The organism is Synechococcus sp. UW179A (assembly GCF_900473965.1).
In the GTDB taxonomy this organism is placed as follows: domain Bacteria; phylum Cyanobacteriota; class Cyanobacteriia; order PCC-6307; family Cyanobiaceae; genus Synechococcus_C.
The window spans coordinates 1-20,774 of the sequence record NZ_UCNJ01000013.1; the positions used below are offsets into that span (position 1 = coordinate 1).

The following is a 20,774-nucleotide window of genomic DNA, read 5'->3' on the forward strand; positions in this document are numbered from 1 at the left end:
TCGACGCTGAACTCAGGGAAGGCGAAGCCGAACCCGCCAAGCTCGAAGGCTGATCGATTGATCAGTCTCTAAGCCCAGCAACAAGCCTCGCTTTGAGCGGGGCTTTTGTCTTGCGCTGGTTCCAGCGAAAGGCGCATGCCGGCCGTCACGAGCGCAACAGCTTGAAAAGCGCCCACAGTGCTGCCGCCGCAAGCAGCTAGTACAGCCATGACCACTGCAGCAAAATTGCCGCCAAGAGGCCCACGACAAACAGCACAAGAAATCTGCCGAGGGTCACACCAAGCTGAGTAAGGTCTCACCATCTAAGCCAACCCCATTGGCCGCATCGCCATGGCTGTGGTCCGTAGGGTTCTCACCAATGACTGCTGTTTAGATGAACGTGGACAAAGACTTGCAAAAGCAGGCACGCAAAAGCCTGCTTGGCACTGACCCCTCAATCGCCAAATACATGCAGGTGCTTGAGCATGAGGTCTGTCACCTCAAAAACTCAACTCACACTTAAGCCAGAAGATCGAGGTTCTGCAACAGCAGCGTGCAGGCTGATGAAATCAATGAGCCATCAGCTCAAGCAACTCTGAGGATCGCGCTGATCAGATTCGGGCGCTGCCGCAATTCAGAGGTGAACTCGCGGGCCAGGTTTCTGGCTTCCATCGCATCGGAGGCGTAAACGCAACCTTCTAGGGTTGCACCGCTGAGATCCCGGTAGCGCACCAAGTAGCGATTGATCGTTTGCAATGGTGTCATCAACTGGCTCCTGACCTAAGCGAACCCGAAACGGCGCGCGGCGCTCGTTTCAAACTCGCGTCTGATTTGCACAATCGCTTCGCGGGCGAAGGCTTTCTCGTTTTCCTGCGCTGTGATGATCTGTTTGGTGAGCTGACGTAACTGCTCAATGTCCTCACAGGCATCGATCTCACGAAACGACGATTCAAGGTTGAATTTCTGCTCAACCGACAAGTGATGGTTGGTCATGGTGCAGAGATGGCAAAAGCCTCACGTAAGTGAGACGTTGATTAGCTTGCCTCCAACGATCGCCACTCCTTGGCTCGATCGTGACAGTGAAATCCGCCCTGGGCCGAACACACGCTCAGGCTCAGGGCTTGATAAGCCAACCTTTGCAGGTGGCAGCGACGCTCAGAAACCGAGCTGATTGAGGATGCCCTGGCCGGTGAGCAGTTCGGTGCCCAGGCCTATCACGAAACCAAGCATGGCCAGGCGGCCATTCCAGGTTTCAGCGAAATTGACAAAGCCAAAGCGGCGTTGTGTGGTGTCAGTCATGGTTTTAGGTGCAATGGTTTCAGATGCAGAAGTGAATCAGGGAGATCAACCAGCGCAGTTGCAACCGCAGGGCTCATGGCCATGGCATGGCTCCCTATTGAGATGACCATTGGCGCAAGCTTGCGAACAGAAGAGCTGGTTGCCACGCCGCATGGCTTTGGCTTCCTCAACTGCGCAGCTGCAACCAGGACAGGCGCACTGAACAAGAACTGCTGTCATGGATGTCTCCGAGAAGGACCTTTTCTTTCTATGCCTGCCTCACTGCGCTGAGCAGAGGGGACAGCCGACCTCAGAGGTACGGTTTCAGGATCTTTCCGGACGAGTTGCAAAGAAGCAGATTCACAGGTTTTTTTTCATTTGACTCATCCACGCATCACAGAGGGCAACACATCCATCGGGTATCCGTAGCCGTTGTCACCGACGCGTGCATTTGCGCTGGCCAGCATGAGTGCATCTACATCGTTGGAGTTGGACTGATGAAAGCCAACAGCAACCGTTGCCAAGACCTGAACAAACAGCTGGCCATGTACCGCGCCTTCCGCGACATGGATGGCGTGGCAGCCGTGACCCGCGAGCTGCAGATGGACGCCTGCGCCTGCCCAGTCAAGAACTGAGCCTGATCGAGAGACCCAAAATCGTCCGGCACTCCTCAATCGCCGGAACCAGTCGAGACTGCCTGGAGAACGTCAAAGTCGTTGTTCGATCAGCAACTGCTATTTCCAAGGCCTGACGCCATCCAAGCGGCTGACCCGGTCCCTTTCTCCGGGGAGCCTCCCAATGGCATCCATTACATCGACAAGCCGGATGATCTGCCGGATCCCGACTCGATGGCACTGTCCATTGGCTTTGATCTGGAGACGTTCAACCGGCGCACCGATCTCTGGCGACACAAGGCCAGCCTCAGCCCATCTCTCGGTGGAGAAATTCGTCTGGCTCAGCTGAAGACGGCTGACAGCAACAGCACGCTGGTGATTGATGTTGCGGTGATCGGCCAACCGGCCGTTGATTGGCTGTGCACACTTGTGCGCAACCCTGAGCGCATGTTGGTGGGCCACAACCTCCTGTTTGAAGCCACTTTTCTGATCGCTGCCGGGATCAGACCGCTTTGCCAGTGGTGGGACACGATGCTGGCCTGTCAGATCATCGGCGACTTGCCGAGCAACAGCCTGGCCGCCGCGACTGCTCACTACCTGAAGCGTGCACTCGACAAGGGAGAACAGACCAGCGATTGGGGCAATGGCCTCACCGCCAGCCAGCTGCGCTATGCGGGTCTGGATGCCGAGATTGTTCTGCCTCTTGGGCGTGCGCTGCATCAGCAACTTGTGGCCACTCAACAGGTCGCGGTACACCGGCTTGATTGCTCCATGATCAGTGCCTGCGCCGATGGTCAGGTTCGAGGTCTGGCAGTTGATATGGAGGCTGCACTCCAATCCAGAACGAGGGCTCTAAGCGAACGGGAACGCTTGGCATCGGAGGTGCAAAAAACACTCGAGATCGAGAATTACAGGAGTCCGGACAAGTTGCAGAACGCCCTGAGTCTTCACCTGGGCGAACCGATCGACAACACAAAAGACCGGACTCTGAACTCTTTCCTGCCCGATCCTGTGATCGGGCAGCTGCTTCAGCTGAAGGCGCTGGATCAGGAACTGAAAGAGGTGAACTGGCTGCTTGAAGAAGCCAGGCTCACGGATGGCCGGGTCCGTCCCTACTACCGGATCATTGGTGCCAGCACTGGTCGCATGAGCACCAGTGCCCTGATCCGCGAAATCAGCAGTCACGTTCCCTCCGATACCGAGCGGTTCAAAACAGGCCAGAGACAAGGCGAACCCAAAGTCGTGAAACTCGGGCAGTGCGGGTTCAACTTCCAGGGCATCACCGGCGATCGCAAAAAAGCACTGGGCACCGGCAACCCCAACAGCGTGCTGATGGACCTCGACTGGTCATCCATCGAGATCCGTCTCCAGGCCAGTCCAAAGCTTTACAACGACGATGGTCAGCGCAGGATCCTGCTGGAGGGAATCGACCCGCACGCCTACATCGCCAGTCAGGCCTGTGGACGCGAAATCACCAAAGCGGATCCGGAGCGCTCAACGATTGGGAAACGCGCCAATTTCGCCCTGGCTTATGGCTGTGGGCTTTCTGGTGTTCGCCAATTGCTCTCCCGCGCTCGCGGTGAGCAGGTCACGGAGATGGAAGCCCACAAGGTTTACGAGGCTTGGCATCGCTTACACCCTCAGATGAGCCAGGAAATGGAGAAGTTCTCGAGCGGAAACCTAACCGAAGTGCGCAGTATTGCCGGGCGGCGAATGACATTCCGCAGCAACCAGGCGGGCCCGGACGGCATCAGACCAATGCAACCGCTGGGACGAACCAACGGAATCAATTTCCCTGTTCAGGGCTCTGGTCGTGATCTGCTTGCCGCTGCGCTTGGTGACCTTTGGCCTGCGTTGGATCGCTTCGCAGGTGTTCACATCGTTGGCCTGATTCACGATGAGATTCTTCTCGAGGTTCCACGGGATCTGGTGGAGGAAGTGAAGGCCGTCGTCTTGGCCACGATGACCTCAGAGAAGCTTCAGAACCAGTACCTAGGTGACATTCCCCTGGAGGCGGATTGCAACATTGCAGAGAGCTGGGGAGAGGCTCACTGAGAAAGTCGCGTTCATCGACTAAGCCAATTCCTTACAAGCATCGGACAGGTTTATGCGAGTTCATCTGCTACATCCGCCACAGGCGAGATCCACGAAAGGTTCAGGGCAAGACAAGCCCAAGACTTGTTATTCATGGCAGGCAAGGTATAAATATGGTTGACGAATTCTTTTATCTGAAATGCTCACTGGTGCCGATCTACTGGCCAAGGTCAAAGAACTGGGCGATGTGTCCAAAACTGATCTGGCAACTGCTTGTGGGTATGTCTCAAAGAAGAAAGACGGTTCTGACCGGGTGAACTTCACCGCTTTTTACGAAGCACTGCTGAATGCCAAAGGCATCGAACTGGGTGGTGGTTCTGCTGGCATGGGCAAAGGTGGTCGCAAACTCAGCTACACCGCCAAAGTTCAAGGCAATGGCAACCTCCTGGTTGGCAAGGCTTATACAGCCATGCTCGACCTTGCTCCTGGGGATGAATTCGAGATCAAGCTCGGCAAGAAGGCGATCCGCCTGATTCCTGTCGGAGGGGAGGAAGAAGGAGAGGAGTGATCAGGCCACTAGGGCCAATCACCACTTAGTCGTTAGAACGCAGGGTTGCTGGTCAGCCCTGCTTTTTTGTGCTTCAGCCAACCGAAGCGGCCTCAGGGCCTATCAACTAAAGTGCTGCACTAAGCGGATTTTCGGTGAGCACAGAGAAACTCCATTGGAAAGACTTATCTCTTCAAGAGCTGGAGCTCGTTCTGAAATCGGAGGACGTCACAGGTGAACCAGAAGATTATGAATACATCAGGCAAGGCGGAACCTTGCAAGTGCTCAACGACGAGTGTTCCATCGAAATTTCAGTTTCTCTGGGAAAAGAGCAACCAGACGGATTAACTCAGGTTGAGCCAAAGGCCAAAGCCATTGAAGACAATCCACCAAGCTAGAGTTTTAACAAGCTTTGAGTAGACTTTGTTAAGCCTGATTCCTCCTTATTACCTGGCGGCACTCGGACTGGGGCTGGCAGCAATTGTTGTGGTCCTCTTTTATTCCTTCACTCGAACAACCAACTATGAAGTGCAAGAAAAGCTAAAGAAAGCTCAGCTCAGGAAGCAACGGCAACAGGCCAAAGATCTTTAAGCCTTGAACTCTTGTTTGATGATCCAATTCTAAAGGTTGAGCTCCGGGCAGCGAAAATTCCTGGGTTACCAGGATTGGTTGCTGACCATAACTGGCTACTTGTGATTCGTTGTAATGAAGCAACCGGCCATCAGACATGTGATCGCTGGGAAATCTGGCAATTCGCGCGCCAGAATCATTGCTGCTGGGGACATCTTCACAAGAACCTTTTGGCTCCTTGCCAGGGTGTTGGCAGTGGTCCATCGCATTTGATCAAGCAATGGATTGGCGATGATGCTCTGAGTATGGCTGAGAAGATTGAATCCTCACCTAGCAACTACCCCTTCAAAGAGACCTACAGGTACTGGCCCGGCCCGAACAGCAACACGTTTGCGCAATGGATCGTTCGCGAAAAAATGAATCTTGGTAACCGAGCAATTGGAAAAAGTTTCCCTGTTCCAGGCACCGTCTGACGACAATGCCAGCTAGGTGATCGGAGGCATCACTGCTCAAGCGCCTGGATCATCCGATCTTTTGCCTGAATGATCTCAGTCATCTGCTCAGCAGTGCCACCCAGATCCGGATGAGCCGTCCTGGCCGTCAGCTTTTATGCAGCCTTGATGGCCTGCTCAAAGATGTTGCCATCGGCTGGTAAGCCCAACTGTCGGCGATCCACCTCACTGCCTGGCCTGCCAGCCATCCTGTCCGTGAGATCAGACCAAGTTGCGCGGGATTTCGATCTCGCTCGGATTGACGAACGGAGAAACCGCCCCCCGCCAGACACTCTGCGGTGTCTGGCGGGGGACCTCCTTCAAGTGTTGCCAGACGCAAAGCGACACCCCAGAACAAACAGTGACGGATGAAGTTCTGTTCGGGAGAGCCACTGGAGGTGAAGTCGAAGACTTCTCCATAGGGGATCAGATTTTCAAGTTTTGACCAAAAACCTCATCGATCTTGTCGTGACCGTTGAGACCAACAGTTTCAAAAATATCCAGCAGGAAACACGCTGCTGCATCGAGGGTCGTCATCTGCGGAGCAGCTTCAACAGCGCCGTTGATCGCCCTGAGCCGATCCGGTGTGGCCAGCTGCTTCATTCGCTGAATGTGTTCAGGCAGCCGAGCAGCTTCTTCCTGAACTTGACGTCTGTGTTTTCAATCAAATCAAGCAGCGCCTGCCTGCCTGCATCTGACAAGGATCGGTCACGGTCCATCTTCTGCTCGATATTGAAAATATTGATCTGCTTGGCAGTGACACCCGGCAAGTTACTGGCGTCTTTTCTGCAGATCTCCCATCGCCTGGCCTGAAGACGGGCTGCATCCCAGGCGTAGAACTCCGAGCGGTCAAGACGGGCCTGCTTTGTAACGTGCCGCTCAGCCCGGGGCGGTTGTGCTGGAGAAGCCGAACAGCCAGTCACCAGCTGATCGACAACCTTGCCGCAAGTCACGCCCCCTTGTTGAGCAAGACAGTCCAGCAGCTTGATGGTCCGGGGCTGGAGCCAGACCTTAAGGCGTCTCGCCCCAGGACTGGCCGATGGATCGAAACGACCACTAGCACTGTGTTTTGAGGGCATAGTATTCATCGTGATCTCCCGGATCAACTCAACCGATCCGACGACTACTGATCGAACCTGCTTGTCAGCTCAAAGAAAGAACTGGGGGCTGCCGTCAGCCAGGCTGCGCTGGTCTGAGCTGCGGCTGGCCGTGATCCGCTCACCAAGAGAATACAAAAGGGCATCACGGCCAAGACATCAAACAGATGTGCCATAGATGGTTTCCCTGGCAATCATCTGATCATTAAAAACGAAAAGGCCAAGTAAATTCGGTCTACCTGCAAGCATCACATGTCGATGGAGGAATTGAAAAGATTTTTAGTTGCCATGAGAGCCGACAAGACGCTATATGAAAAGGTTTCAAGTTTTGCGACTGCGAACGAGATCGCTTCGATCGCCACCAACCTGGGATTTGAATTCACTGAAACCGAACTGAAATCAATCTCCAATCAGAATGTTGAAGGTGTAAAGATCAAGACACAAGACACTACACCTTCGTATAATTTTGGCGAGGGCGGCAACTGAGACCCCACAAGCATCAATCAGGCATCAGGTATTCCAGAAGCAACGAAAAACTCCACAGCCCAGCAATAGCGATCAATCCCAACAGAATCAAAGTAGTGGGATTCACCACATCGACAGCCTCTTCAGGCAATTCCTTAATTGCATTGCTTTCCATTTGATTTTGCACAAGACTATTAACAACTAAACACATGCTATGCCATGACTCAAGATTTAAGTATTGCCCGATACTTTCGACACTTTTAATGCGGCATTGAGCGGCAATTCAATTCCGGGCTAGTAGCTTTCGATAATTTTTCTTGTCGCTTCCTGTCAAGCTCTTCACAAAGAACAATGAACAAGCCTGTTCATCCAGAAGACAGTACGGACAAAGGTCTTCAGCGAACTCATCAAGCCTTCAGTGGACAATCAAGTCGCCATGGCGAAGAACAGAGGGCTCCCAGCCCCTACCGACGTCGGCGGTTCATTTCATGCTTTGAGGTCTCGCTGAAAGCCGTGAATAAAACAACAACCACCGACGCAAGGCCAAAGCCAAGAAAAACAAGATAATAAGAAGGAAGAATACTTAGCATTTGAGTCGGTGTTTTCATTATCTTAACCAAAACTCAAAAACCAAACTGCACATTGCTACTCAATTCCGATTAATCTATTTCATGAATTTGCATTATTTTTTAGGGGTCTGTCGACGATGTGTTGTCTGGCTTGATCATCAGTACGGCAGCAGCAATAGCTGGGAAAGCACTGTTGCGGCGCCGGTCAGGGCCAAACATCCGTACAGGCGAAGCAGAACTGATCCGCGCCGGCCGACCACCACGTCATGATCGATCGCTACCTGCAGATCTTTCGCATCATCTCCCAGGATTGGATTTGACACACCTGAACATCCAGCAGAAGAGCTGACAAACACTGATGCCATGTTCAACGTGTGGGGACCTGGGCCATCCCAATGCTTCCACTAAAATCACCCGCTCTCGCCTTGTTTGCCGTTGCGCAAGCCTTCACTGTTGGTGTGTTGCCAGGCCAGGCAGCTCAAGACTGTGGACCAGGCGCTCATTGGGTTCAGACTGGACCCATGCTGGGTTCTGGTTATTGCAAGCCCAAGCACCACAGAGACCATTTCGTTTGCGCCATCGGCTATCACTACGCAGGACAAGGACGTTGCGTTCGAAATGGTCCCTGGTGGACGGGCCGCAGACCTGTGAATTGGGGGCCTCATTACGAGCCACGAAACAAATCAGGCAGCGTCACCTTTGAAGGGCCAAATGGAGGCGAGGTCAAGCTGAGATGGTGATCCGCAGCATCAATGAGATGAACCCCTTTCAGGTCGTGTCTGGAGGCTCATATTGTGATTTGATTATTGCAAAAAGAGACCAAGTGATTCACTAATAACAAACCTGCCTGATCAAGAAATAAATCATCGATTAGTTATTATTTGCGACAATCTATAGCAGCCATGAAATCTTCTTGCGACGCCAGGAATATTGATTCAGGCTGAAGGCATGGCCTCTGAATTCACGATTCGCCCCGTCCAACCGGTTGACATTCCACTGATCAACAACTGGGCGCGCAGTGAAGGATTTGCCCCTGGTAGTGGTGACATTGGAATTTATCGCCAGACGGACCGCCAGGGAATTTGGACGGGTTGCCTGGGTGAAGAACCGATCGGATGCATCGCAGGCATTCGTTACAACCATGCCTACGGTTTTATCGGGCTCTACATCGTGCGCCCGGATCAGAGAGGCCGAGGCTATGGAGTGAAACTGTGGAGAGAAGCTCTCGATCACCTCCATGACGTGAGCTGCATTGGGCTCGAGGCAGCAGAAAACAGAATTGATGATTACTTCAACTGGGGCTTTCAACCCGCTTCAACAACGACACGTTGGCAGCTTGAGGTTGACTCACTTCCCCACCAGCTCAGATCGGGGGAAGAACCGGAAGAGCTGAGATTGATGCATGGAGATGGCATCCCTGAACCCAAAATCCAGATTTACGACGCCGATCGTGAGCTCAACCCCAGACCACACTTTCTGTCGGACTGGCTGAAGCACCCAGCCGGCACTGTGACGGCACTGCTCGACAGCAGGCATGACTGCCATGGATTTGCCCGAATCCGGCCATGCCTACTCAAAAATGAAACAGGCTGGCGCATCGGCCCCTTATTAGCGGATTCCCCTGAACTGGCGGAGTTGTTGATCAGGGATCTCCTCAGTGCAAGACAGGGATTAGTGATCATTGATTCGCCGGGGGGCAATGCACTGGCCGCACCGTTGCTGCAGAAACTTGGTTTCACAGTTTCTGGACGCACGCTGCGGATGTATCGAGGAGTGATGCCATCCCGACAACTGGATGAGGTATACGGGCTCGCCTGCCTTGAGCTTGGGTGAGACCTGCCAAAAACAGCAAGTCAGACCTCCGGTCAAGGGCGTAACGGATTCAGCGGATTGGGCTCAGACCGACGAGCAGAGGGGAGCAGCTCCAACGGTCTGAGCGCATCGGATCAGAGACCCAGCGCCATCAACAGTCCTTGGTGGAGCAAGGCCTCGGTACCGATCAGAGCTACAAAGCCGAGCATGGCCAGACGTCCGTTTAGGCGTTCAGCTTTCGCTAGTCGCTCACGGCGCATCTGAGCTGCAGCAAGGTCCTGCCAGTACCGCTCATCAGCCAAAAGGGTTGCAGTTGTCATGGGTGTCTCCGAGTGGGACCAGACCGGTCTATGACCACTGGAGCTGGTTCGGAAGCCGGGACAGCCGCCCTGGAAGGTTCGGTTTCAGGACCTTACCCAGTCGGATTGAAGGGGAGCAGGATGGCCGCTTCTGATCTACTGCTGAGCAGGAATGCATGGACTTGTCAGCCATTATTCATCCTCTGAATGATGTCGGCGACACATCGACTGACCCAGCTGAGGTGGCAGCTTTGAAGTCCAATGAGTCAGAGGTGGCTGATTGGTCGTTCGGGCGCTGGTGGGACAGCGCCAGGACGTTATGGCATCCGCAAATGATTCACTGGCATGGATGCATTTCATCAGCACTGATGATTCAGGTGATGCAAGGCTTTTCGGGCAGCTGTTGCCAGGTTGTAAGTCCAATCTGATGGTCGATTGGTCGCCTAGGTGGGACCGGTGCTGAACGACTCAGCGCCGGGCTAGGCCAGATGGATCCAAGCCTGAGCCGCCGATGGCCCAAGCAAATGCCCTATGCCGACTGAACAGGCATCCACTGGGATTGATGTTCAGCAAGAGGTGATCGTTCCAGAAGCCTGGAAACCCCCAGTTGTTCACGCCAGGCAATCAGTGATTGATCCCATTTCTCTTCCCAGCGAACAGACAACAGGGAAACCTGTAACTCGTGAGCCAGTTGAATTCCAAACTCCACACATCGCCAGATCAGTTGATTTTCAGAAGGCTGAATCAAGCCGTGCGCAATCCAGGTTGTCATTACAGCGAGAGCCCCAGGCGACCTGTAGCGACAGGCGTAATAGGCCGAAGCCACCGCCTCACCGGCGACGGTGTCAGGCAAACCGAAAACCAAATGATGAAAATCATGGGTTCTACGCAGACGATTCGCGAGATATTCCCAGTCTTCATTGGTTTCAGAAACGGATGGGGGCAGTTCCTCCAGATGTTCAGCATCCAGTCGCCGTTGCAGGCATGCCGCCAGACTTGCCGGGGGCGCACTGCGTCGCTCAGCTGGTGATGGCCACGTTGGGTCATAGCGATCTTTCAGAATCAGTTGATGATCTGATTCGCGAGCTAAATCCATAAATCCACGCTGACTCAACTCACTGGAGTCGATGTGCTTCAACATCCGAAAAAGATGATTTGTGGTGTGGTCGGGATCTTTGGCCGTTTGTAAAAAACCCACAGCTGCGTCAAGGGCTATGGCGCGGAATTCCTTGATTGCCAATTGGAAGCCATCAATCTCTTCAACGAATTATTGTTGCGAACACACCCAACCACTCACAAGCTGGCTGCTTGCACGAGCTCAGCCCAGGCCAGTGAATTCCAGTTGTGTGAGCTTTGCGAGAGTTCCCCTGCATCATTGAGGACGCAGTGCAGATTTTCGGACTCGATCAATCCCTGATCTTCGAATGGCTCTCTGCCTGGTTGGTGCTGAACTGGGGCGCACACCTTGCTTTGCGCCAGGGCCTTGCTGAAGACACCCGTGATGGTCATGCGCTAGGAGCGTTCCCCAAGCTCAGCAACCAGTTCACTTACGTGCTGCATTCGCTGGCCATTGCCTGGTTGATCCAGTGGTCGTGGAGGCTACTCCCGCCGATTGGATGATCGCGGAAGCCTGAGCACGATTGCCGGCATTAAACCGGATTGATCCGATGCGTATCGGGCAGATGTGAGACCTGAGCAGTGAGCATGCAGTCGACGATCCGGTGGATGTAGGCAGCCCGGCGCATGTTTTCCATGGTTTGCCATTTAGCTTCGCCCATGGATTGGCGGGCGACTGCGATCGCGGCGAGTCCGGCGAGATTCTGAGCGCGGTCCATGGGCAAAGCCCTATTGACCAGGATCTAACCGGCTGGCTTTTCCATGGCAATCCGCAGATCAGCGAACCCCATTAATCCGTACGAACAAGCTTGCGCATGCCCTGATGGCTGCGGAGATTCATGCCAATGCTTCAGATGCTGCAATCCATGGTCATTCCTCAAAAGTTGACGTCCAAATGACGGCCAGAAAGCTGATCAGCCCATCAACATCTGCGCTGAAAAAATCGGCCTCCGTGAGAACCGAAACGCCTTGCATGATCCAGTCTCCATCAACAAAATGAGACCCGGATAGAAAACTCAGGGATGAAGGAGTTAATCGTATATTTTGCGTCACTAATTTTAACCTTCAAAGCAAAAAATCAATTAGCCGAAATTTAAGCCGTTGAGATCGACAACGACAAAGACAACCTCCATGGATCCAGCTGAAAAGGCTGTAAGAGCAGATATGTATCTTTGGCGGAAAACTTGTTGCATCGGCGTGGAAGACCCGTGCGAATGGAGTTTGTGAAGCGAGCGCTTGCTGGATGAGATTCATTGCTTTGCATTTGTCTCCAAGCACTTTGCGAGGAGTTGGCCAACTCCCAGAGAGTCGACCAGGATCTGACATGGCGTTGTTGCCGGTGCTCGTCATCACCCTGATCAAGCCGATCAGCGCACCGGTGGGCGACAGCGCCTCCAGCCGACCTTCTGCATGTTTTGCCAAGCCTCGATGGCATTTTGCTCGAGCATCCGTCTCTGGCTCTGAGGCTCCGGAGGATGGGGTCTCACCCAGCGATAGGTGCTAAGGACCACCCAGCGACCATGGGCGGTTGAGTGACCATTGCTGAACCTCACCAGCAGCTGCTCATCACCATTCACCAACCAGCCATCTCTGCCGGTCTGCAGCGGTGGTTCATGGGTGGTGTAATCCAGGTTTGGCATACGGGGAGTTTCGCCGTGATCCATATCAACGCGGGGCAGAGTTCACAGAACCTCACTCCAGACGCTGCTCTGAAACGGGTGGGCAGCGGTAACTAGCCAATCAGCTGGGTCAACAGAGCTGCGGATCCCAGTCCCCCGAAAAACAGGGCTGTAGGCAGCATGGCTGGCCAGACCGATGGCTGAGTCGGATCGGACATCAGTTCCCTTCATCAATAACTCTGAGAAAATAAAAGGTTCTGCGATGACCTCGGGTGATGAGCTGATGGAGCGCAGGTCGTATTTGCTTGACTGCCTGGTATCTGAGTGATTCACAAGCCAATCGCTTGGACGACTGAAGTGGAGATCTCCGCACCAGGAGCAGGCGGTTGTCCCCCTGGAAGTGCTGAAAGCATTGCTCGAGATTGAACTGGCGTCGGGTGACGCGACAACCAACGGCACGGATCCCCGCCGTTGATCAAGAGCCTCCCCTGAGACAGGAGGCTTTTCCTGCCTGGATGTCTGCCTACCCGGCGAATCAGACTGAAGCAATGGCACTGCTGTCACTCGCCTGCCGCAAGGATCTGGAAGCCATCGCCATTCCCCGTCATGCCAGCTGGGATCCGGTGGGTCTGATGGCCGTGCGCAGTTATGTGCGCGAGCAGCTGGCCGCTCTCGGGAAGGTGGAGGAACAGCCGTTCAGGCGCAGCAGCCATCAGGGGGTGAATCTGATCCTGAAACTTCCCGGCCGCAACCCCGGGCGCCGGCCGCTGCTGGTGGGCGCCCATTACGACGGGCCCATCCAGTCGGTCGGAGCTGATGACAACGCCAGTGCAATGGCTGCTCTGCTGGAGCTGGGCAGACGCTGGAGCACGGCACCCCCGCGGCGACCCGTGTGGCTGGTGGCCTTCGATCAGGAGGAATGGGGGCTGCTCGGCAGCTCAGCACTGGCCGACCGGCTCAAGGCAGATCGGCAACGACTCAAGCTGATGGTGAGTCTGGAAATGCTCGCCTACACCAGCAACACGCAGAGCTACCCCCACCCCGCCATGGGCAGGCTCTACGGCAACCGCGGCGACTTCATTGCCCTGGTTGCGAATGCCCGTGCTGGCCTGATGCTCTCTCGGCTCACCCATGCCATGGGGCAACACGTGAGAAGCAAAGCGCTGCCGGTGCCGCGCGCTGGAATCGATGTGCCCGCAGTCCGCCGCAGCGATCACAGCCCATTCTGGGATCGGGGGTACAACGCCCTGATGGTGACGGACACCTCCTTCATGCGGAACCCGCACTACCACCGGATGAGCGACACGATCGACACGCTCGATCTGCCCTTCCTGGCCTCAGTGATTGATGGACTAGAGCTGGCGCTGGGGAGACTGTGAAGAATAGGAATGGAACTAGCTGAGTCAAGAGAGCCAAACCGCTTATTTAAACCAGGGAGTGCTACTTGTGAGAAGAATTAGATGATTGAGCAGATTGCACGCGAACAATTCAAACCAAGCAAATTTTTTTGTGACTAGCTTGCGGTTGCCGAACAAACCAATAAGATTTATACAAAACCCAACTCAAAATAATTGATTACCAGCCCCTAGGAAGCGAGTCAGCCTCAGAGACCAAAAAGACCAATTAATTACCACCATTAACAATTAAGTTTCAACACTGAAAAGGGCTATTCCCCTTGACGAAGAAAACACTTAATACAAAGAACATCTCAATTCCAACAACTGGCGAAAGCGCCTAGCCCCGGCCACAGCAAAAAGAAAAAGAAACATTCATTAATGCTCTATTCGCTTCGATTTATCAGCCTATCTTTTGCAGCAATGAACTCATCCTCTGAAAGGACTCCCTTACTACTAAGCGCTGCCAACTCTTGAAGCTCTGCCGCCAGGCCACCTCCTGAAAGCGAAGGCTTTTCGTGATACCTATCTATTTGCTCATCAATAAAGCGTCTGATAATATCGGCCTCATTATTTTTTTCAAGACCCGCAAACATAAAAGTATTCTCATCTTGAGCGGCAGCAAAAACACCTCCCCTAGACTCATTCCCACCCGGCAAAGTGAACTGTATAAATCCACTAAAAACGCTACCTGCTTCTCTGAACTGAATAGCAGTTACCGACCTAAACGGTATGGTTTTAGTACCACTTATTCCTTTGCTTAAAAACCCTAGAGCGCCTCTAGGCGTAATTGTAACTTTATCGGAAAAGACAACAAGATCCTCGCCTACTCCTTGAAGGAAAAACTTTGCCCCCGAGGGAAGCTCTACAGGCTTCTCAACAACAGGATTCAAACTACTGACAGAAGTATCCTGGCCTGAAATATTTCTCTCTTTTGACTTACTTGAGCGATTCAATCCCCTAGGAGCCTTCTCTTTCTGGGAACTTTTTACAGTGAAGGCCATGACCAAATAGGCAATCCAACCTACACCATAAAAAAAGCTAGTGACCACAAAAATGATTCGCCATACATTCGCCGATCCATATCCACTACTTTCAAGGCCAGAGCAGACTCCAGCAAAGACACTGTTTTTTCTTGACCTTGTGAGTGACATAAGACGAAAAGCCTCTTGGTTAATACTTACAATATTACAGCGACATAGAATAAAATCCCCCAAACGGGGGGTTTTATTCTGCTTGATTCTGCAATCATCAATGCAAGGAGAACGCTTCTCCTTCGCTCGCCTCCAACCAATGACCTTTTTCAGAATACTCTCACCAGTTCTCATAATAAGCTCACTTTCCTTCTGCGTTGACAGCCGAATACCAGCGCGTGCGTTCTGGGTCGACGAATGCAAGATTATTCGCGAACAGCATCAGCAGCATGCAAATGCCTCTTCTGCCATGGGAAGAGAAATGGATCGAATGATGGCTCGTGACGGATACTCAAGCTCTTACGCAGCTGACACAAGAGCCCTTAGCAACGCTATGTATAAATCAATACTCAGCGATAATGGATGCAAATAGAATGTTTATCAAGAAGCTTGCTTGGTTCATCAGCAAATAAAAGCATATTGGCAATTTTTAATTATAAACTGAAGACATATACACACCAGGATTCTCCATTTAGTGATTAATACAGGGAGTAATTGGAGCAGGTCTGCGGCGCAGAGAAGCAGAACAATATTCAGAAAATCATGACTACGAAATGCGATTTGAGGCGCTGACCCAACGGCACTATGCTCAGGCTGCTGTGCGAACTGAAGCTGGGATCCGGTGGGTCTGATGGCCGTGCGCAGTTAAGTGCGCCAACAGCTCGCCGCACTCGGGGATGTGGAGGAACACAGCTTCAGGCGCGGCAGCCATGAGGGCAGTGGCCATGGCAGTTAAGGAGGAATTCAAGCCATTGCATCCTCTAGCACGAATTCGTTCCAAAGATGCTGGGACTGATTGCTGTTAATGGATCAAAAAAAGGCCCGGCATCCCGAAGCCATCACGCACCATATGATTCGAGCTGCAGTGGTCCTTTTCATCACGGCTGCTGCTGCCGTGACGTATTGGTCAGTGCGCAATCTGAAGAACGATATCTCGGTACCAACGACCGAACCAATGACTCAACAAGCTATGCCCCGGAACTCATCTCGCTGAAGAGATTTCTTCGAATGATCGAAACCATTGTCTGCACATTGGACATCAGCAACTCGTTTGCGGAGGTTGCAGACAAATCCGATCACGAGGAGGCATCTGGTCGATTGTTTTTTGGGGGCTGGCCTTGATCTGGCAAGCCATTTCCTACAACCATCGACCAAAGCCGATTACCGAGGATGAGATCCAAAGCGAGATGAAGAAATTGGGTTCGTGATAGCTGTCGCAATCAATCCAGTCGTCAGGCGTTGTGCCGATTGCCAACCGAATCGGACTGTCGCCCGAGCAGAGGCACCTGGATCTAGCCGCTGCCTTCCAGCACTCGGCGAGACGGTCTCGCCGAGTGCTGGAAGGCAGATCTTTCGGATCAGAACAGCTTGATCCTGATGGACGGTGCCGACGGCTTGGACTTTGTTTTCGGCTCAGCAGGAGTGCTGTCCGAATCGGAATCGCTCGAGCTGCCGTACGTTTCGCCATAACAATCAGTGATCACAGCCTGATTTCCTGCTCGCACATCACTGAAGCTCACATTCAGATTGATCACTGAAGGGTTCAACATCACGGCCTGAGTCGACAGCACTGCATAGTTGCCCGGCTGAGTGCCATCAACAACGGTTCCTTTTGGAGGTGCCCAGGTGGCTGAAAACGTTCCACGGGTGACATTGGTGCGAATCGGTTCTTCGCAGTAACCGGCTTTGGTGAGATCGGCGCGAATCCTGGCCAGCAGTGCTTCAAGGGTGGTGTTTTGATGACGGCTATTCAGCGCCAATTGCCCCAGCGGGTTGGCACTGAACATCATCTCGGCATTGGATCCCAGGCTGGGAGGAAGGCTTTTGAGCAGCTGTTTGACCGGCTCCGCTGAGACAGGAATGAAGCCTCCGCTCAAAGCGGCGAAGAGCGATAACGCTGCGATTCTGCGAATCATGTGTCAATCAACCTGTGATCAAAAATCTAGGGATCCACCACCTCGATCACGGCCCCTTAACTTCTCTTATCCAGCGGCATCAAGAACGGTTTCGCTCCATTGAGTGGCCGATCAAATGTGAACCGACGATGGCCCCTGCGTCTGCCCGCTCTGGACCACAAAGCCCTGATGGTGACGGACATCTCCTTCATGCGAACTCCGCACGACCACTGGAGGGGCGACACGATCGGCAGGCTGGTTCCATCCTTTCCGGCCTCAGTGATTGATGGAGTGGAGGTGGCGGCATGAGCTATAGATCATCAAGAACGCCGAAATCGTGTTTTGTGGATTCCGCTGAATTGAAAGGGTATTTTTCCAAACGTGTCAGCCTGAGCAGTGCTGATTTAGCGGCTATGGCGCAATTATTTGCGCAATTGTATGGAGAGTTTCAAACCGAAATCGTCCATAGAGTTTGCTGCACTGATGCGATCGATCGGCCATACATATGGGTTGATCCGCTGGAGGGTCGCAGCTCACATGTGATTTTGTTTTTTCATGGTGGTGGATACACGATGGGAAGCTCGAAAGATCACATGCAGCTGATTGCATCTCTCGTTGAACTGTCTGGAAAGACATTTTTAGCGGTTGATTACCGGCTTTTCCCTGCAGTCACTTTTCCCGCTCCTCTTGACGATGCTGAAGCCTCTTACCGCTGGCTGCTTGAGCAAGGATTACCAGCATCCCGCATTGGTCTGGCGGGCATCTCAGCGGGCGCTGCCCTGGTGACGCAGCTGGTGCATCGTTGCGCAAAGAAGTCTCTGGGATGCCCTGCTGTGGCCATGGTGATGTCGGGCCTGCACGATTTTCGCTTTGATCGCCCATCAATGGCTTTCAATTCCTGCCTGGACCTTGTCTCCCTGAACAGACTGGAGTCGATCGTTGAATTCTATTTCCCTGATCAATCATCATTCGAATCTGATGATGTGCTTTGCATCAATCAAAATTACAACCACTATCCGAAAACATTATTTCAAGTTGGTGATCAGGAAATATTGTTGAGCGACGCCATTGAGATGCATCAATCCTTGAGATCACAAGGTCATGATGTGCATTTAAACGTTGTTCCAAAAATGATTCATTGTGGCCAGATGTTTGCTCGCGACTATCCGCCCGGACAGTCAGCTCTCGAGCAGGCGGCAGGCTTCATCAAAAGTGCATCGGAGTAATGCTCGATCCTGATCAAAAGGCGCGCGCGAAGCGCAACGCAAACGACACCAGAGCGGCAATCAGGTCAGCAGTAACACCAAAAAGATCCGGATGGAGGCTCAAGATCATGACGCGATTGATCTATGAAGGGTGGTCGCACGACGACGGGCCCGGAGGCAACAGCCAGACGGCCGGGCAGGTCGTCATCTCCACGGCTGGAACGCAGCCGTATCAACCAAGGCATTCGACCAGTCCATCAGCGCGAACCTGATGCTGTGCAGAAGCAGACTCACCGCTTCAGGTCAAGCTCAAGTGAGGTGTTCTGCTCACGGGCGAGGATCTCTGGACAAGCAGATCACTACAGCCTCTAACCACCATCGACAACCTTGCTGATCAGATCCTTTGATCTCCGCCGAGAGCAAATCAGCTAATGAAGAGATCAAAGAGGAATCAAACTGATCCAGCCTGGACCTGAGAACTTCGAGAAGTCATATGACCACTTCATTAACGAGCCGCTGTCATGAATAACACTTTGAGTAGAGTTGTGAAAGCAATATTCCCGCCTTAATCATTAGCCATGGGTCATTCCACGGGATCGAAGATATTCAACCAGGCCACATGGCTTGCACTGACTCTCAGCACAGCCTGTCTTCTGACTGAGAAGTCGGTGGCAAACCCGATCGAAAGCGGCAACTATCCGATCGAGGAGTCCACCATTGAATCCATCCACACCGCCATTCAAGAGGGAGTAATTGATTGCGAGCAATTAATTGAGAGCTACTTGAATCGGATCAAGAAATATAATTTCAGCCTTACAAGAGGAGCTCCTCTAAACGCATTTGTTGCACTGAATCCGAATGCAGTCAGACAGGCAAAGGCTCTTGATAGGCGCTTCCAACAAAACAATGAATTGACGGGCTTTCTTCATTGCATCCCGATTGCCGTCAAAGACAACATTGATACCGTTGACACTCCTTCCACATCCGGATCGCTGGCTTTACTTGGCTCTCAGCCAGTCAGCAATGCTTTTCTGGTGAATCAATTAAGAGCCGCTGGTGGCATCATTATTGGCAAAGCCGCCATGGATGAATTCGCTTCGGGTGGGGAGGGAATCAGTGGCCGTAGTGGAAGAATCGGCAATGCTTATGACCCCAATCAAAACTCCGGTGGCTCAAGTGGAGGATCTGCAGTTGCGGTGAGTGCGAACTTTGCAGTACTGGGGATCGGCACGGACAACAGCGGCTCGGTGAGAGTACCTGCAGTCTTCAACGGCGTTTACGCGATTCGACCAAGCACGGGGCTGATCAGTCATTCAGGGATTCTGCCGAGAGGCAACCGGGATGGAGTGGCAGGCGTGATGGCCAGGTCCATTCCTGACCTTGCTGCAGGCCTTGCTGCGATAGCCAACAGCTCTGATCCAGATGATGATTTAACGACATCAGTACCGCGCAAAGATTCCTATGCCAAGCATTTAAAAAATGCCTCACTTGATGGAAAACGAATAGGCGTCATTCGCAGCGTTGCAGGCAATGCAGTTTTTGACACCAACGACAAGCCTTCAGTGGCTGTATTCAATCAGGTCAAGGCCCGACTCAAGAGTCAGGGTGCATCTCTGGTTGAGATCGACCTGCCCTTGTTCGACTCGAACAGAGCTAACAACATGGCGGGCGAGGCGGAAGAAGTTAACCAATACCTGAGCTCTTTTGCATCAACCAGAAAGAGTTATCAGGACATATGCTCATCAGGCCGTACACGGCTGAGCGAGAAAACCTGCTTTGGACACATTGAAAGTCTTGCTCCCAAGTACAGCGAGCAATACGCTGCTGCGTTAAACACTTTTGAGAAGAACAAAAACTATCTGGAAGGGTTGATGAGAAAAGATAACGTTGATGCCTTACTGATGCCTCTCAGCTCCTGGCAGCCACCCAGCTATTACGATGATATGTATCGCACAGCTACAACGGAATCGCCTGTTGCATCGAACTCCGGATTGCCGGCCATTGCCTTGATTGCCGGTTGGACACCAGCAACTCCAGCGATGCCGATCGGTTTTGAATTGATTGGTTTTCAATATGGAGAGGGTGATCTGATCGGCCTCGCGCAGGCCTATTCCTCCGGACTTCCTGGCAGGCCTTTACCTGAATTGAAAGCAGGCAACGGTGACTTTTCCTTCGAGGAAATATGTGTTCAGGGAATCAATAACTTCATCACTGAGGCTGGCTGGCGCAGTTATCAGCAGTTCCTCAAGAATGGTGATGGTGAGACGATTCGGCCAGCTGCTTATCAGAGGTTTTTTAAGCAGCAAACACAACAATTCGCCCAAGACAATCAACAGTCTGTCCAGGCTTGTCAGTGACGGCACTGCTGATCCAAGTTGTCCCTGCCGCAGGACCCCTTACCGGAAGATCTCAACTTGATGCATTGGGCTGGCGGGCCTGTCATCACTGCAATGGTTGGACCTGGAAGCCATCGCAGTGATGCTGGATCCTGATCAAAAGGCGCGCAGCGCAACGCAAACGACACCAGAGCGGCAATCAGGTCAGCAGTAACACCAAAGAGATCCGGATGGAAGCTCAAGATCATCTCGCGGTTGATC

At 52.8% G+C, this 20,774-nt stretch carries 31 protein-coding genes; 13 read left to right on the forward strand and 18 right to left on the reverse strand.

The features are described from left to right. Positions 1 to 564: 564 nt before the first annotated feature. The 5 genes from DXY31_RS07120 to DXY31_RS17345 form a co-directional block, all read right to left on the reverse strand. On the reverse strand, positions 565 to 744 hold the full coding sequence (locus DXY31_RS07120; RefSeq protein ID WP_170953596.1) for a hypothetical protein: 180 nt from the start codon (positions 742 to 744) through the stop codon (positions 565 to 567). Positions 745 to 759: 15 nt separating this feature from the next. Then, positions 760 to 957, reverse strand: a complete 198-nt coding sequence (locus tag DXY31_RS07125) for a hypothetical protein (RefSeq protein ID WP_244279620.1) — start codon at positions 955 to 957, stop codon at positions 760 to 762. Between the two features lie 177 nt (positions 958 to 1,134). Next, entirely contained in the window at positions 1,135 to 1,278 is a 144-nt protein-coding gene (locus DXY31_RS07135; RefSeq protein WP_066907841.1) for a chlorophyll a/b-binding protein, read from the reverse strand. A gap of 45 nt (positions 1,279 to 1,323) precedes the next feature. Then, entirely contained in the window at positions 1,324 to 1,497 is a 174-nt protein-coding gene (locus tag DXY31_RS07140) for a conjugal transfer protein TrbI (RefSeq protein WP_114993139.1), read from the reverse strand. 143 nt (positions 1,498 to 1,640) lie between these two features. Next, positions 1,641 to 1,781, reverse strand: a complete 141-nt coding sequence (locus DXY31_RS17345; RefSeq protein ID WP_206749801.1) for a hypothetical protein — start codon at positions 1,779 to 1,781, stop codon at positions 1,641 to 1,643. Between DXY31_RS17345 and DXY31_RS17350 the strand changes: the two genes are divergently transcribed. From DXY31_RS17350 to DXY31_RS07165, 5 genes are all read left to right on the forward strand, one after another. Further along, a complete protein-coding gene (locus tag DXY31_RS17350) occupies positions 1,775 to 2,008 on the forward strand; it encodes a hypothetical protein (RefSeq protein ID WP_137024931.1) in 234 nt (77 codons plus the stop codon). The two genes, DXY31_RS17345 and DXY31_RS17350, sit on opposite strands and share 7 nt — an antisense overlap. Next, positions 1,974 to 3,926, forward strand: a complete 1,953-nt coding sequence (locus tag DXY31_RS07150; protein WP_114993141.1) for a DNA polymerase — start codon at positions 1,974 to 1,976, stop codon at positions 3,924 to 3,926. Before DXY31_RS17350 ends, DXY31_RS07150 begins: the two co-directional genes overlap by 35 nt. 178 nt (positions 3,927 to 4,104) lie before the next feature. Further along, positions 4,105 to 4,473 (forward strand): AbrB family transcriptional regulator, encoded by a 369-nt coding sequence (locus DXY31_RS07155; protein ID WP_067093102.1) that lies wholly within the window; start codon positions 4,105 to 4,107, stop codon positions 4,471 to 4,473. 134 nt (positions 4,474 to 4,607) lie between these two features. After that, positions 4,608 to 4,850: a hypothetical protein gene (locus DXY31_RS07160; RefSeq protein ID WP_114993142.1), complete on the forward strand. Its 243-nt coding sequence runs from the start codon at positions 4,608 to 4,610 to the stop codon at positions 4,848 to 4,850. 204 nt (positions 4,851 to 5,054) lie between these two features. After that, a complete protein-coding gene (locus tag DXY31_RS07165; protein ID WP_244279621.1) occupies positions 5,055 to 5,495 on the forward strand; it encodes a DUF3750 domain-containing protein in 441 nt (146 codons plus the stop codon). Between the two features lie 444 nt (positions 5,496 to 5,939). On the opposite strand, the gene DXY31_RS16850 is transcribed toward DXY31_RS07165, so the two are convergent. Together DXY31_RS16850 and DXY31_RS07170 are read right to left on the reverse strand one after the other, a co-directional pair. Then, positions 5,940 to 6,116: a hypothetical protein gene (locus DXY31_RS16850; RefSeq protein WP_170953597.1), complete on the reverse strand. Its 177-nt coding sequence runs from the start codon at positions 6,114 to 6,116 to the stop codon at positions 5,940 to 5,942. Further along, positions 6,113 to 6,592: a hypothetical protein gene (locus DXY31_RS07170; RefSeq protein WP_114993143.1), complete on the reverse strand. Its 480-nt coding sequence runs from the start codon at positions 6,590 to 6,592 to the stop codon at positions 6,113 to 6,115. Before DXY31_RS07170 ends, DXY31_RS16850 begins: the two co-directional genes overlap by 4 nt. Before the next feature lie 270 nt (positions 6,593 to 6,862). Here DXY31_RS07170 and DXY31_RS07175 point away from each other — a divergent pair, with 270 nt between their 5' ends. After that, positions 6,863 to 7,096, forward strand: a complete 234-nt coding sequence (locus tag DXY31_RS07175) for a Nif11-like leader peptide family natural product precursor (protein ID WP_114993144.1) — start codon at positions 6,863 to 6,865, stop codon at positions 7,094 to 7,096. A gap of 13 nt (positions 7,097 to 7,109) precedes the next feature. Here DXY31_RS07175 and DXY31_RS16855 read toward each other — a convergent pair whose 3' ends face one another. Continuing rightward, a complete protein-coding gene (locus DXY31_RS16855) occupies positions 7,110 to 7,286 on the reverse strand; it encodes a hypothetical protein (RefSeq protein ID WP_170953598.1) in 177 nt (58 codons plus the stop codon). Positions 7,287 to 7,802: 516 nt separating this feature from the next. Then, on the reverse strand, positions 7,803 to 7,967 hold the full coding sequence (locus DXY31_RS16860) for a hypothetical protein (RefSeq protein WP_170953599.1): 165 nt from the start codon (positions 7,965 to 7,967) through the stop codon (positions 7,803 to 7,805). A gap of 625 nt (positions 7,968 to 8,592) precedes the next feature. On the opposite strand from DXY31_RS16860, the gene DXY31_RS07190 reads away from it, so the two are divergent. Next, positions 8,593 to 9,477: a GNAT family N-acetyltransferase gene (locus tag DXY31_RS07190; RefSeq protein WP_114993147.1), complete on the forward strand. Its 885-nt coding sequence runs from the start codon at positions 8,593 to 8,595 to the stop codon at positions 9,475 to 9,477. Positions 9,478 to 9,590: 113 nt separating this feature from the next. Here the strand turns inward: DXY31_RS07190 and DXY31_RS07195 are convergent, their stop codons facing one another. After that, positions 9,591 to 9,776, reverse strand: coding sequence for a chlorophyll a/b-binding protein (locus DXY31_RS07195; RefSeq protein ID WP_114990956.1), 186 nt, complete (start codon positions 9,774 to 9,776; stop codon positions 9,591 to 9,593). 508 nt (positions 9,777 to 10,284) lie between these two features. After that, positions 10,285 to 10,995 (reverse strand): Coq4 family protein, encoded by a 711-nt coding sequence (locus DXY31_RS07205; RefSeq protein WP_114993149.1) that lies wholly within the window; start codon positions 10,993 to 10,995, stop codon positions 10,285 to 10,287. Between the two features lie 113 nt (positions 10,996 to 11,108). On the opposite strand from DXY31_RS07205, the gene DXY31_RS07210 reads away from it, so the two are divergent. Continuing rightward, positions 11,109 to 11,375 (forward strand): hypothetical protein, encoded by a 267-nt coding sequence (locus DXY31_RS07210; protein ID WP_114993150.1) that lies wholly within the window; start codon positions 11,109 to 11,111, stop codon positions 11,373 to 11,375. 29 nt (positions 11,376 to 11,404) lie between these two features. Here DXY31_RS07210 and DXY31_RS07215 read toward each other — a convergent pair whose 3' ends face one another. Beyond that, positions 11,405 to 11,590: a hypothetical protein gene (locus DXY31_RS07215; RefSeq protein ID WP_114993151.1), complete on the reverse strand. Its 186-nt coding sequence runs from the start codon at positions 11,588 to 11,590 to the stop codon at positions 11,405 to 11,407. A gap of 104 nt (positions 11,591 to 11,694) precedes the next feature. On the opposite strand from DXY31_RS07215, the gene DXY31_RS16865 reads away from it, so the two are divergent. Beyond that, positions 11,695 to 11,871 (forward strand): hypothetical protein, encoded by a 177-nt coding sequence (locus DXY31_RS16865; RefSeq protein ID WP_170953601.1) that lies wholly within the window; start codon positions 11,695 to 11,697, stop codon positions 11,869 to 11,871. A 367-nt stretch (positions 11,872 to 12,238) separates the two neighbouring features. Here DXY31_RS16865 and DXY31_RS07220 read toward each other — a convergent pair whose 3' ends face one another. Both DXY31_RS07220 and DXY31_RS17355 read right to left on the reverse strand, forming a co-directional pair. After that, positions 12,239 to 12,535 (reverse strand): DUF1651 domain-containing protein, encoded by a 297-nt coding sequence (locus DXY31_RS07220; RefSeq protein WP_244279622.1) that lies wholly within the window; start codon positions 12,533 to 12,535, stop codon positions 12,239 to 12,241. Between the two features lie 18 nt (positions 12,536 to 12,553). Beyond that, positions 12,554 to 12,721 carry a hypothetical protein gene (locus DXY31_RS17355; protein ID WP_206749802.1) on the reverse strand — a complete coding sequence of 56 codons (168 nt, stop codon included), beginning with the start codon at positions 12,719 to 12,721 and terminating at the stop codon, positions 12,554 to 12,556. Positions 12,722 to 12,927: 206 nt separating this feature from the next. Here DXY31_RS17355 and DXY31_RS07230 point away from each other — a divergent pair, with 206 nt between their 5' ends. After that, positions 12,928 to 13,869: a M28 family peptidase gene (locus tag DXY31_RS07230; RefSeq protein WP_244279623.1), complete on the forward strand. Its 942-nt coding sequence runs from the start codon at positions 12,928 to 12,930 to the stop codon at positions 13,867 to 13,869. Between the two features lie 401 nt (positions 13,870 to 14,270). Here the strand turns inward: DXY31_RS07230 and DXY31_RS07235 are convergent, their stop codons facing one another. The 3 genes from DXY31_RS07235 to DXY31_RS07245 all read right to left on the reverse strand — a co-directional run bounded on the left by DXY31_RS07235 (position 14,271) and on the right by DXY31_RS07245 (position 16,993). Next, the gene (locus tag DXY31_RS07235; protein WP_137024933.1) at positions 14,271 to 15,212 is read right to left on the reverse strand and encodes a PspC domain-containing protein; all 942 of its coding nucleotides are present in this window, start codon (positions 15,210 to 15,212) and stop codon (positions 14,271 to 14,273) included. Between the two features lie 454 nt (positions 15,213 to 15,666). Further along, positions 15,667 to 15,804 carry a hypothetical protein gene (locus DXY31_RS16875; RefSeq protein WP_170953603.1) on the reverse strand — a complete coding sequence of 46 codons (138 nt, stop codon included), beginning with the start codon at positions 15,802 to 15,804 and terminating at the stop codon, positions 15,667 to 15,669. 631 nt (positions 15,805 to 16,435) lie between these two features. Next, positions 16,436 to 16,993 carry a hypothetical protein gene (locus DXY31_RS07245; RefSeq protein WP_114993156.1) on the reverse strand — a complete coding sequence of 186 codons (558 nt, stop codon included), beginning with the start codon at positions 16,991 to 16,993 and terminating at the stop codon, positions 16,436 to 16,438. A gap of 117 nt (positions 16,994 to 17,110) precedes the next feature. Here DXY31_RS07245 and DXY31_RS16880 point away from each other — a divergent pair, with 117 nt between their 5' ends. From DXY31_RS16880 to DXY31_RS07260, 3 genes are all read left to right on the forward strand, one after another. Beyond that, the gene (locus DXY31_RS16880; RefSeq protein WP_170953604.1) at positions 17,111 to 17,281 is read left to right on the forward strand and encodes a hypothetical protein; all 171 of its coding nucleotides are present in this window, start codon (positions 17,111 to 17,113) and stop codon (positions 17,279 to 17,281) included. Continuing rightward, complete coding sequence (locus tag DXY31_RS07250; RefSeq protein WP_114993157.1) at positions 17,278 to 18,198, forward strand: alpha/beta hydrolase; 921 nt, start codon at positions 17,278 to 17,280, stop codon at positions 18,196 to 18,198. The genes DXY31_RS16880 and DXY31_RS07250 overlap by 4 nt, the downstream gene beginning before the upstream one ends. 557 nt (positions 18,199 to 18,755) lie before the next feature. Then, positions 18,756 to 20,534, forward strand: a complete 1,779-nt coding sequence (locus DXY31_RS07260; protein ID WP_114993159.1) for an amidase — start codon at positions 18,756 to 18,758, stop codon at positions 20,532 to 20,534. Here the strand turns inward: DXY31_RS07260 and DXY31_RS07265 are convergent. Continuing rightward, positions 20,528 to 20,761, reverse strand: coding sequence for a hypothetical protein (locus DXY31_RS07265; RefSeq protein ID WP_114993160.1), 234 nt, complete (start codon positions 20,759 to 20,761; stop codon positions 20,528 to 20,530). The two genes, DXY31_RS07260 and DXY31_RS07265, sit on opposite strands and share 7 nt — an antisense overlap. Between the last annotated feature and the right edge of the window lie 13 nt (positions 20,762 to 20,774).